An 11,795-nucleotide genomic window follows, 5' to 3' on the forward strand; every position below is an offset into this window, starting at 1 on the left:
GTTATCGCTGCCTAAGAGGCGATTGCTGCCAGTTCACCGCTTCCCCGCAGGTACACCCAGTAGCCCTTGCCCGGAAGCATCGCTCCCGTGTCGGCATGTGAGCCTGAGCCGCCGCGGATGATGGCGGTTTCATACTCCTGATTGCCGGCGTCAAAGCCGAGCACCTGTGTCCATATGTCGCCGAGGGAGAGGAGGGTGTCGCGTGCCGCTGCGGGTTCGGTGTCGGTGAACCCGATTGCGTTCCAGCCCTTATACAGGTTCCCGGTCGGCGGCGTCTGCAGGGGCTCGTCACTGAAGATGAGCGAGACGTTGCAGGCGGCTGCCGAGTAGACCCAGTACGCCGCGAGCGGTCTCAGGGTATCGGTCGTCTGGACTTCCTCCCAGTACTTTATCGCTGCATTGTACTGCCAGATACTGTGGTTTGCTGTATCGACTCCGCTGAAGATCGCAGCGGTGTTATGGCCGGATGCAAGCCGCTTTGGGATGGAGATGAAGTTCCAACCCTGCTCTAAGGAGAGCTCCGCATCGGCGGGGACCGGGAGATCGATCAGGGCGATCTCGTCGATGCTCCCGACCTTCTGCTTGTTGCTCGTCAGTGCTGAGCCGACGAGTTTCAGCGGCCATGACGGCTTGTCGCCGTCTGCAGGGAGCGGGGCGCCGTCTATCTCGTTCGCGACGATGATGTTGTTGTTCAGTTTGATGAGACTGCTTGCGAAGGTCGCGGAGAAGTCGTCATCGGTGCCCTTCACATTGTCGGGGCCGTAGTCGATGACGACGACGTTGTAGCCGATATCGGCGAGTGTTTCGTTGAAGGGGTTGGTGCCGTAGTCGTGTTTGTTGGTATCGTCGACCCAGCCGACGAGGAGCCATAGCGGCATCCCCGACCATTCGTTTCCGTCGGCGTCGGTGTAGGTCGCTCCGTGGCCGCCGAGAGCGCAGGCCTTCCCTGCCTCGAAGTACGAACGGGTGATGGTGTCGGTGATAGCGCCGGAGAGGATGAGGTTCCAGTCCTCACGTGCACCGGGGTGAATCTCGACCGTGACGATATTCTTGTTCGCGATTCCGGCAGCGGACGGATACTGAATGCCGCCGCTCCAGTAGTAGTGCCAGTAATCTTCCGCGAGGCATGCCCGCATATCGTCGGCCCCGAAGATGCCGTCGGGGGCGTTGAAGAAGAGGCGGATCCCGTCGCGGTAGTCGGGGACGTACTCGTCGTCCGCCCACCATGCCAGGATAGCCTCGCCCTGCCGGTCGAGTGGTGTGTAGATGTTTGTGTAGTTGAGCTTTGCTTCGTAGTTGTCGGAAGCTATGAGGACGATCTCGCTGCCCTCGGGCGCTCCGCCGACGAGGTCGCAGAGATCGGCGATGGACGTGCCCCGGACGACGTTATCGACTTTACCGGGGTTTTTATCCTCGGCCGGGTTCCAGAGGTCGTTCGGGTCGAAGGTCGGGCCCTGGTAGCGGAGACGGACACCGTCGGCGCCGCCGATGACGGGGAGATTCTCTTCCATCCACCGGTAGGTCTTCTCTGTCTGATTCAGAATTGTCTTGCCGTCAGCGGCGTAGCGGATGATACGCACCGAGGGCAGATCGGTCGGCTCCTGGAACGCCGTCAGGGCGATCTTCTCGATGTTGCCGACGCTCTTGCTGCCGGGCGCTCCCTCACCGACGAGGCGGAGCGGGAACGCTGTCCCGGTGATGGCGGAGCCGTTTACTTTGTTGGCGACGATGTACTGGTTCTTGTTTGCTACGATCTCCTGGCTGGTGAACTCCTTGCTGTAGGGAGAAACGCCACCCGAGGAGACGATAACCGTATAACCGGTGCTTGCGAGGTTGTCGTTGAAGGCGCCCGACCCGTGCATGACGTCGTCGTCGACCCAGCCTGCGAGGTACCAGAGCGGGACGCCCGTCCAGGTGGAGACGCCGTCGTTGTAGGTCGCGCTGTGGCAGGCGGCTCCTTCTTCAAACTCGGTTTGTGAGATGACGGCGGTGATTGCAGGTCCTTCGAGGGTGAGCGTCCACTCGCCCTCTTCAGGGCTACCCGGGAGATCGACGAGGGTGATCGAGGCGATGTTGCCGACCCTCTGTTTGCCGCTCGTCAGCGCAGAGCCCTGCAGTTTCAGGGGGTAACCGTCATCGTTCCCGAGCGGGGTGGCGTTCAGCTTGTTCGCGACGATGTAGGCGTCGCTCTCTGCGATATCGGCGCTATTCAGGGTGACGGTGTAGCCGTCTTCGGCAGTAACGTTGATGGTGTATCCTCCGGCCGCCAGCGTATCGTCGAACGTCCAGTGGTTCGAGGTCTCGATATCGTCGACGACGCCGACAAGGTACCAGAGCGGCATTCCCGTCCAGACACGGTCACTGCTGTCGGTATAGGCTGCAGCGTGGCCGCAGGCTATGCCTTCCTCGAACTCTTCCTGGGTCAGGGTGCGGGAGAACTTCCCGTTCAGGGTTATCGTCCAGCCGTCGGACGGTTCCGGGAGCCCGACGAGTTCGATCTCGACGACGTTCCCGACCTTCTGGCCTGAGGTCACATGTTCGCCGATCATCTGGAGCGGCCAGCAGGGTTTTTCCTTCTCCCCGATGACCGCCGGGAGCGGTTCGCCGTTCAGCGTGTTCGCGACGATGATCGCATTGTCACGGGCGACGCTGGCACTCTCGAAGTTGACGCTGTAGCCGTCGCCGGCCGTGACTTTGATCGAGTAACCTTCGGCGGCGAGATCGTCGTTGAACGCCCCGGCACCGTGCTTCTGGTCGTCGTCGACCCAGCCTGCGAGGTACCAGAGCGGGACGCCCGACCAGACGTTGCCGTCACCGTCGGTGTAGGTGGCAACGTGGCCGCAGTCGACCGCATCCTCGAAGTATGCCTGGTCGATGGTGTCGGTCAGGGCACCCTTCAGGGAGAGCGTCCAGCTCTCGGGCTCGGCAACCTCGATTGTGATGCCGACCATCGCGGTGGCGGTCTCGGGGGCGACGGGCTTTGTGCCGAAGTAGAACTCTACCTCGTCGCCTTCCTCGAGGGTATAGAGGTTCAGGCCGTCGGTGGCGGGACTGTTCCAGTCATCGAGGGCGACATCGTTGACGTAGCAGACCCACGTGGTGCCGGCTGCTTTGTCAAAGAGGTGCTCGCCGATGCCGTCGATGAGCAGGATGCCCTTGCTGTCGTAGGACTTATTATTGACGATATACAGAAATCCTTCTGCATCGGCGACGGCGTCGAGCGCTCCGAGCGGGGTGAGCGTGTTAACAGTATACTCTGCTCCCGAGGATGCAGTGCAGGTGAAGGTGCCGTCTTCAAGCGTCACCGTTCCGTCGTACAGGACATCCATCCCTTCGTTGACCGAGACGGTGATATTGATGAGGGCGGTTGCGTTCTCCGGGGTAACGCCGTTTCCTCCGTAGTAGAAGACGACTTCGTCGCCGTCGACGAGTCCGTAGACGTCGACACCCTCGGAGGCATCCGCAAATCCGTCGAGCGGATCGCCGTTCACCATGTAATACCAGGAATCGCCTCCCTTGACGTAGACGTAATCACTGACATTATCAAGGAGGAGAAAACCGTTCGAGAGCTTCTTTTTGTCCCCGACGACGTAAGTGAACCCTTCGGCATCGGCGACGGCATCGAGCGCTCCGAGCGGGGTGAGGCGATCGACGGTATATGCACTGCCCGATGACGCGGTGCAGGTGAACGTTCCTTCGGTCAGCGTCACCGTATCGTCAAAGAGCACGTCGGCAGCAGCACTCCCGACGACACTGTTCTCCGGGGCGTACGGTTCGACCGAAAGCCCGGAATCGGCTCCCGCTACAGGCACGATGAGGATCATCAGTGCGAGCAGCACCGTTAAGCAGATCACTTTATTTTCCCTCAAATGTATCATAAACTCACCTTTTCGCAAACAGGCTGCCGAGAAGACTCCCAGCATGTGCAAGGCATTAAAAAGGTGGAATGGCGGGAGTATATAGTTTGCATTTACTTAATCTAATTAACCAACTTAATTTGATTAACCTGCCCGTGCGGCGCCAGGGGGCTTCGATATTGCTGGAAATGCGGATTCCGTTCCGATTATGCCGTATCTGGGTGGTGCCGCCCTTCGGTGTGCTGCCGTCAGTCCCGGGAGGCCGCTCCGTATCAGGCTTCCCGCGCTTAAGAGTGCCTGCGAGAGCTCCCCGGTGACCGCATCCGTGGAGTCCGACCAGATCGGGTCGGAAGAGAGAACGCTGCAGTGCCGGCAGTGGAATATGTTCTGCTAAAAATGTGGAAGGGGATGGGTGAACTGCAGCCGATATCGATCACCCCATCCCCGAGCCGGATGAAGAGGCCTACGATATGCTTTGGTGACTGGATCAGCTGCCGAAACGGGTGTCCTCACACCCGCCGCTCGCCCACTTCCTTCATGAGCCCGTCCATCCATGCGGGAACCCGCACTTCCGTTTTCGGGAATTGAGCAGGGACGTAGGGTTTGATGTCGACGACGGGGCTGCCGTCGACGGCGTCGAGGCCGGCAACCTCCAGCACGTTCTCCCGCCTTGCATGCAGCCGGACGACGGTCATAAGCACGGGGTTCGGACGGGCAGGGCTGCAGGTTGCATAGATCCCCACCTTCGGGATATCCGTCCTGCCCATCGGGTGCACATGGGTGAGCGACCGGCTATCCTCCGGCACTTTATGCCCCCAGTACAGCACCATGAGATGAGAATACTCCTCGATACCGTCGAGCACCCCGGTACAGTCCTCGCTGAAGACGATCTTCGTGATCGCCCCGCTCGTGCTGCGGATATGATCCATACTTGCGTCATGCCCTTCCCGCATCGAGATGCCGTCCCTGTCGGCGACGAGGAAAGGCTGCTGTACTGTGCTGTGGACGGTCCCCACGGGGCGCAGGGTTATGGCCGTACCGATTGAATCGGGTGATGGTCTGTGCATGATAGTTCTCCGAAGTTCTCTCGACGGATAGTTCCGCCGTCGGGTACGTAAGCAATTCATGGTTGTATCACTACCGGATGTGGCAATGTGTCCCTGTCGCTGTTGCTCTGTGGAGCTTCCTACCAGCTTTTCCGGGTGAAAATCTGCGTTTTGCCGGATTTCAGGCCTTATGGCAGGATGATATGGGTTCATTTGCCATAACGGGAAATATTTTTGGTTCAATTGATGAATACTAATGTCTAAGCAGCCCGGAGAATCAAATCGCGTATGATATCAGTCCTTTATGTTGATGATGAGCCCGCTCTTCTCGATATTGCAAAACTCTTCCTTGAAAAGAACGGTGAGCTGACCGTCGACACGGTTCCCTCTGCACACGAAGCCATCAGGCAACTGCAGCACCGGACGTACGACGCAATCGTCTCCGATTACCAGATGCCCGGGATGGACGGAATCGCGTTCCTGCAGCATGTCCGGTTCGGATTCGATCAGATCCCGTTCATCCTCTTCACCGGCCGGGGGCGTGAAGAGGTTGTCATCGAAGCCCTGAACAACGGCGCCGATTTTTACCTGCAGAAAGGAAGCGATCCGAAGGCACAGTTCCGTGAACTCGAGCACAAGATCAGGCACGCTGTCTACCGGCGGCGTGCAGAGGTTCAGCTCCAGCAATCAGAGAAACGGATGGCCGATATCATCAATTTTCTGCCGGATGCAACATTCGCCATCGATCCGAAAGGGCACGTCATAGCGTGGAACAGGGCGATAGAGGAGATGACCGGCGTTGCTGCGGGAGATATCGTCGGCAGGGGGGACTTTGCATACGCTCTTCCGTTCTATGGCGAGCGCCGGCGCACGCTGATTGATCTCGTTCTCAAATGCGATAGGGGTTATTCACAGCAGCAGTACTCCAGCATCTCCAGAAGCAGCACCGGTATCGTTGTTGAAACCGAGTATGCGCATCCCAGGGGCAGAAATGTTGTTCTCTGGGCAAAGGCGGCCCCCCTCTACGACGAACACGGCAATCTGATCGGTGCGATCGAATCGATCCGCGATATCACCGCTTTAAAGGCTGCCCAGCAGGACCTGGAGCAGAAGAACGAAGAACTGATGGCGGCGAACGAACAGCTGACTGCTGCTGAGGAAGAGATTCGCCAGCAGATGGATGAACTCGTCACCGCAGGGCAGGCACTCCGGCAGAGTGACGAGCGTTTCAGGTCGATCTACTGGTGGACGCAGGATGTCGTCATCTTCCACGCCCCGTGCCCGGGTGATGATGGCGACGTACCTGATTTCCTGATCGCCGACTGCAACCCGGCGTTTGAGCAGACATTCGGCATTCCCCGGGAGAAGGCAGTTGGCATGCGGGCGTCCGGGCTCTACGCCGACAGAAATCCGTCAGATAGAGAGATCTACCGCAGCGTCGCCGAGACCCGGGATTCTGTCCGGTTCGAGACATACTGCCCGCGTGAGGAGAGGCACTTCAGTGTTTGTGCCGTGCCCGTCGGCGAGGGCGGGTTTGCAACGATGAGCACGGATATCACGGACAGGATTGCATTCGAAAAGGCGCTGCTTGCCAAAACCGAAGACTTGGAGGCTGCGAATCAACACCTGACGGCGATGGAGGAGGAACTTCGCCAGCAGATGGATGATCTTGCCGCTGCGCACGATGAGATCCGCAGGAGCGAGACGCGCTACCGGGCGGTCGTCGAGGAGCAGACTGAGATGATCTGCCGGTTCACGCCGGGCTTCATCTTTTCGTTCGCCAATGAAGCGTTCTGCCGGTTTTTTGGTAAAAAGCGGGAAGACTTTCTGAAACGCAGGATCGACCCGGCGTTCATCCATCCGGATGATATCGGGAGGATACGCATACAACTGGAGGCGCTCACCGCCGAACACCCTGATGTGACGGTAGATCAGCGGGTGATGCTCTCCGACGGCGTGGTGCGCTGGGTGAAGTGGAATATCCGTGGACTGTACTTCACATCGGGTGAGATCTTCGGCTACCAGGCGGTGGGGCGCGACATCACCGATTACCTGCAGGTGAAGCATGCGGTCGAGCAGCGGTATCGCTTTGAGAAGACCCTTGCCGCCGTATCATCGCGGTTCATCACCCATGCTTCCTTTGATGCGGCAGTCACTGAATCCCTGCGGGATGTTGGAGTCCTGAGCGGTGCCTGCCGTGCGTATCTGTTCCTCCTGGACGGCGGCGGGAAGAGCATCAGCAATACCCACGAATGGTGCGGCGAAGGGGTAGTCTCCGAGCAGGATGCTCTCCAGAACCTCCCCTGCGATATGTTCCCGTGGTGGATGGCACGCCTTCGCAATGGCGAGATCATCGTCATCCCCGACGTTTCGTCGCTCCCGGAAGAGGCCTGTGCAGAGAGGGAGATCCTTGAGAGCCAGAGTATACAATCGGTTCTGGTTCTGCCGGTGCAGATCCGCGGAGAACTCATCGGGTTTATCGGGCTTGACAATGTCACCTGCACCCGGGAGTGGTGCCCGGAAGATGCGGAGCTCCTCCGCATATCGTCGGAGCTCATCGGCAGCGCACTGGAGCGAAAGCGCATGGAGGATGCCCTCCGGGAGAGAGAGGCGCATTTCCAGTTCCTGGTGAATCACTCCTCCGACATCTTCCTGATCGTCAACCCGGACGCCACGATCCGCTACGTCAGTCCCGTCGTCGCCACTATCACCGGGTATCCGGCAGAAGAATGTACGGGGTCGATCTTCGACCATGCGCATCCCGACGACGCCCCGCTCCTCCGCCGGCACTGGAACGATATGATCCGCAATCGGACTGCCTCGTTTCAGTTCGATTACCGTGCGATCCATAAGTACGGAAACCTGCTCTACTTTGAGGGATTGGGGCAGAATTATCTGGACGATCCGTCGATTCACGGCATCATCGTGAACATCCGCGACGTTACCGGGAGGAAGCGGACGGAACGGGCGGTGCAGGAAGCGAACCGAAAACTGCATCTGCTCTCGAGCGTTACCCGGCACGATATTCTCAATCAGGTGACGGTTCAGCTCGGGTACGCCGAGATTGCCGGGCAGAGTAGTTCCGCCAGCGAACTCTGTGAATGCATCCGGAACTTCGAGAGCTCGGCCCGCACGATCCAGCGGCAGATCGAATTTACTCGCGACTACCAGAACCTCGGGATAAAAAATCCCGTCTGGATAAGCATCTCCGACGTTCTTGCGAAGGTCAGGGAGCCGCATGTCGTCATTCACAACGATCTCTGGGGCATAGAGATCTTCGGAGACCCGCTTCTTGAGAAGGTGTTTGAAAACCTGCTTGACAACACTATCCGCCACGGCACGAATGCGACCACGGTTCGTGTCTCCTATCGTATATCCCCCGACGGGTTGACGATCCTCTGGGAGGATGACGGTACCGGGATTCCCGATAGCCAGAAAGAATTGATATTCGAACGGGGATATGGAAGAAATACGGGGCTTGGTCTGTACCTGTCGCGGGAGATCCTTGCTATAACCGGTATCGCTCTCCGGGAGACGGGAACCTTTGGCGAGGGGGCGCGGTTCGAGATATCCGTGCCGAACGGGGCATATACGATCACGGCAGCTGCCTGATCAGCCCCGCCCTGGAACCGGTATGGCCGTAAGGAGACCTGATCGCCGCTGCTCCGTGATCACCGGCATCGGCCGGACCGGTTCCTCTTCAATCCCGTATCACGCCGTCGCTGCCCGTACCATGGGGCAGACGTTACACCCCTCCATCTCGCCGAAGCAGAAGGCGAACCGCTCCCTGATCGACGTCGGAAGATCTTTTTCCGGGATCGGCACCCAGCCGAAAGTTCCGTAGAACGGGATCAGGATGAGCGTTGAGTGGATGTAGATCGTCTCGTGCCCGCATCTGTCGAGCAGTGCCAGGACGGCAACCCGTGCGAGCCCTCTGCCCCGGTAGTCGTCCAGCGTAAAGACGCAGTCCATCTCGTTGCCGTCCGGGTGCCGGGTGAACCGGGCGGTCGCGGCGAGATTTCCGTCCTCGAAGACGCCGAAGATGCGTTCGGAATCCGGGTCGGCCTTCTGGCCGCGGTACTTCTTCCATACCTCCTCGGCGAGCGGGAACTCGGCAGGCATAAGTTCACGGGCAGTCTCTGTCATCTGATCGGTATACTGCACCGCTGCTCGTGAAGCTATCGGAGCGGTACGGCTCAGCCCCCGCCGCAACATGATCACCAGCGGTGCGAGCGCCCTCCTCCTGCGGGGAACACCTCACCCGGATACTGGCGTCGGGATACTGCGGCCTGCATCACGCGCCCCTCTAAAAAAGACTGCGTCTTCTCCGGCTGCTGCCGGAGACGTTCCGCCGGGCTACCGTGTCCCGCAGCAGGCGCACCCGGTCGGTTTCCGGGCGCTGACCTTGACGCTCACGATGCTCTCGAGGAGCGCTTTCCGCCCGGCTTCGTCGAGGGAGAGGCCGTCGAGAGTCTCTGCAAGCACCGGTTCGCTGACGATATGGTCGAGCGGGAAGACCGTCTCCCCGACGACCGTAATCTCGTCGAAGCCAGCACCGGCGATCTCCCTGAGATACTCGCCCTTCTGCAGCGCTCCGGAGACGCAGCTCGTGTAGAAGAGCTCCGACTCGTGGATGGGCGCCGGGAGGGGCATCGTCAGCACGATGTCCGAGACCATGAGCCTCCCTCCCGGGCGGAGCACCCGGAAAGCCTCCGCAAAGACCTGTCGTTTGTCGGGCGAGAGATTGATGACGCAGTTTGAGATGATCGCGTCGACCGAGCTGTCCGCCACCGGGAGGTGCTCAATCTCGCCGAGCCGGAACTCGACGTTGGCGTACCCGGCTTTCCGTGCATTCTCCCGCGCCCGCTCGAGCATCTCGGGGGTCATATCGACGCCGATCACCCGCCCTGTCTCCCCGACCCGCTCGGCCGCGAGGAAACTGTCAAAACCGCCCCCGGATCCGAGATCGAGGACGGTCTCGCCCTCCCGAAGGGACGCAAGCGCCACGGGATTCCCGCACCCGAGCCCGAGGTTCGCGCCCTCCGGAACTCCTCCGATCTCCTCCGCCGAGTAGCCAAGGCCAAGGCTCACCGACTCGACCGACCGGCCGCTACCGCAGCACCCGCTGCCGCATCCGCACCCCGATGCTTCCTGCCGGGCCACCTGCCCGTATCTGCTTCGCACCTGTCTGCGAACGTTGTCTTCCTTCATCGTTAAAGCTCCGTATGGGGTCTTATTCCCTGCCGCCTGCGATATCTTCCATCATGGGAGCAAGGAGGTTCGTTACCATCCTGTTGAAATGATCCGCCTTGATCAGCGTGATGCAGCAGACGTCGCCCTCGTTTTCCCAGAAGACGACCGCAAGCCGGTCGCCGGGAGCGATCTTCGCCCTTTCTCGGATATCTTTCGGAAGCACCATCTGCCCCCGCGCGTCGACGCTCACGACTGCTTCGATGGAGCAGGAACAGGGGGACGGCCGATCATCTCTCGGGATGTTTGCCATGCAGGTTCACCATATGATGGTGGTCGGGCACAGCGTATAAAATTTCTGAATGTTCTGAATAATCAGGAGATTGGGATCTGCCTGTTCAAGAAGTGTTGTCACAGAGGTTACGGCAGAGCCCGAACACTCCGGGGTGGAACCCCTGCCGCCTGTTTCAGGTGATCAGGGGCGGCACCTGCCGGACCTCCTCTTCCGTCCTGGTGATCCTGCTCTCCCGCACGAGATCGGCATAGTCGTCGAACCATACCGCCTCCGGGAGTCTCCGGTAGACCATAAACTTCCCGATATCCTCCCTCCTTGCCGCCTGGTGATATTTGAGATAAACATGCTCGTCGTCGAGCCCGACGACTGCGATCTTCCCGGTGCGATGCGACATGGCGAAGATCGACCGCCTGGCAAGCCCGGAGCAGCGGCTTTTGGCCTGTTCAAAGATCCGGTAGCCCTCCTCCACCGGCACGGCGAAGTGCTGGTTGCCGAGTGTCGGGCGGCACTGGAAGACGTAGTAGGGGGCGACGCCGGCAAACGAGAGGCTCCGGAAGAGCTCTGTGAGCACCGCCGGGTCGTCGTTGATGCCTTTGAGGAGGGGTGTCTGGTTCGCGAGCATCGCACCGGCGCTCTGCAGGATATCGAGCGCCCGGAGAGCCGGATCGGTCAGCTCCCGCGGATGGGTGAACTGCGTCATGATGTAGATCCGCCCTTCCGGGGTGCTGTAGCGCCGGATCATCCCGGGGAGGGCTGGGTCGTCGATGATGCGGTAGGGATTGAACGCCGGGATCTTGGTGCCGATCCGGACGATCTTCACGTGCTCGATCTCCCGAATCTGCCTGATGATCCGCTCAAGCCGGGGCGTCGCGAGGAACAGGGGATCGCCGCCGGAGATGAGGACGCCCGAGATCTCGGGATGCTGGCGAATGTAGGCGATATCGGCCGAAATATCCCTCGCCACCTCATTGGTGTGCTGCATGAAGAGCCGTTTCCTGAAGCAGTAGCGGCAGTATCCCGCGCAGAGATCGCTCACAAGCAGGAGGGCGGTCTGGTCGTACTTGTGCTCCATCCCGGGTGCCACCACGTAGGCGCTCTCCCCGGACGCATCGAGGCTCCCCCATTCCACGAGTTCCTCGGGATCGGGGATGGCGATCCTCCTGATAGGATCGCCGGGGTCGCGCCAGTCGATGAGGGAGAGGTAGTAATCGTTCGAGCGGAACGCGAATTTACGCGCTACTTCGGCGAGTTGCTCCCGCTCGTCCGCAGGGATTTGCACGACCTTCCTGATATCGGTAGTGTACTTTGGTCCGGCCATTCTGGTTCCCGAATACTATTCCAAAATATTTATACAAATCGGGAAATCGAAGGTCCGGAGTACCTCGCTTCCGGGAGGGATCGAGGTCT

The 11,795-nt window shown here is 59.8% G+C and carries 7 protein-coding genes; 1 reads left to right on the top strand and 6 read right to left on the bottom strand.

What is annotated here, in order from left to right; all coding sequences use genetic code 11:
- Positions 1–11: 11 nt before the first annotated feature.
- Positions 12–3,854: a DUF4430 domain-containing protein gene (locus ABH15_RS04450; protein ID WP_164913630.1), complete on the bottom strand. Its 3,843-nt coding sequence runs from the start codon at positions 3,852–3,854 to the stop codon at positions 12–14.
- 512 nt (positions 3,855–4,366) lie between these two features.
- Positions 4,367–4,924, bottom strand: coding sequence for a tRNA (N6-threonylcarbamoyladenosine(37)-N6)-methyltransferase TrmO (gene tsaA, locus ABH15_RS04455; RefSeq protein WP_164913631.1), 558 nt, complete (start codon positions 4,922–4,924; stop codon positions 4,367–4,369).
- Between the two features lie 267 nt (positions 4,925–5,191).
- Between tsaA and ABH15_RS04460 the strand changes: the two genes are divergently transcribed.
- The gene (locus tag ABH15_RS04460) at positions 5,192–8,515 is read left to right on the top strand and encodes a PAS domain S-box protein (RefSeq protein WP_128693139.1); all 3,324 of its coding nucleotides are present in this window, start codon (positions 5,192–5,194) and stop codon (positions 8,513–8,515) included.
- A gap of 99 nt (positions 8,516–8,614) precedes the next feature.
- Here ABH15_RS04460 and ABH15_RS04465 read toward each other — a convergent pair whose 3' ends face one another.
- The 4 genes from ABH15_RS04465 to ABH15_RS04480 form a co-directional block, all read right to left on the bottom strand.
- Positions 8,615–9,049, bottom strand: a complete 435-nt coding sequence (locus ABH15_RS04465) for a GNAT family N-acetyltransferase (protein WP_128693140.1) — start codon at positions 9,047–9,049, stop codon at positions 8,615–8,617.
- Between the two features lie 210 nt (positions 9,050–9,259).
- A complete protein-coding gene (locus ABH15_RS04470; RefSeq protein WP_128693141.1) occupies positions 9,260–10,114 on the bottom strand; it encodes an arsenite methyltransferase in 855 nt (284 codons plus the stop codon).
- Between the two features lie 22 nt (positions 10,115–10,136).
- A complete protein-coding gene (hgcC, locus tag ABH15_RS04475) occupies positions 10,137–10,406 on the bottom strand; it encodes an HgcAB-associated protein HgcC (RefSeq protein ID WP_128693142.1) in 270 nt (89 codons plus the stop codon).
- A gap of 154 nt (positions 10,407–10,560) precedes the next feature.
- The gene (locus ABH15_RS04480; protein ID WP_128693143.1) at positions 10,561–11,706 is read right to left on the bottom strand and encodes a KamA family radical SAM protein; all 1,146 of its coding nucleotides are present in this window, start codon (positions 11,704–11,706) and stop codon (positions 10,561–10,563) included.
- Positions 11,707–11,795 lie beyond the last annotated feature (89 nt).

Origin of the sequence: Methanoculleus taiwanensis, from assembly GCF_004102725.1 — an archaeon.
Classification (GTDB): Archaea; Halobacteriota; Methanomicrobia; order Methanomicrobiales; family Methanoculleaceae; genus Methanoculleus_A; species Methanoculleus_A taiwanensis.

What these genes read in the sequence shown, in the direction of transcription:
- tsaA (WP_164913631.1), bottom strand. Translation starts at nt 4,924, where the DNA reads ATGCACAGACCATCACCCGATTCAATCGGTACGGCCATAACCCTGCGC.
- ABH15_RS04460 (WP_128693139.1), top strand. Translation starts at nt 5,192, where the DNA reads ATGATATCAGTCCTTTATGTTGATGATGAGCCCGCTCTTCTCGATATT.
- ABH15_RS04465 (WP_128693140.1), bottom strand. Translation starts at nt 9,049, where the DNA reads ATGACAGAGACTGCCCGTGAACTTATGCCTGCCGAGTTCCCGCTCGCC.
- ABH15_RS04470 (WP_128693141.1), bottom strand. Translation starts at nt 10,114, where the DNA reads ATGAAGGAAGACAACGTTCGCAGACAGGTGCGAAGCAGATACGGGCAG.
- hgcC (WP_128693142.1), bottom strand. Translation starts at nt 10,406, where the DNA reads ATGGCAAACATCCCGAGAGATGATCGGCCGTCCCCCTGTTCCTGCTCC.
- ABH15_RS04480 (WP_128693143.1), bottom strand. Translation starts at nt 11,706, where the DNA reads ATGGCCGGACCAAAGTACACTACCGATATCAGGAAGGTCGTGCAAATC.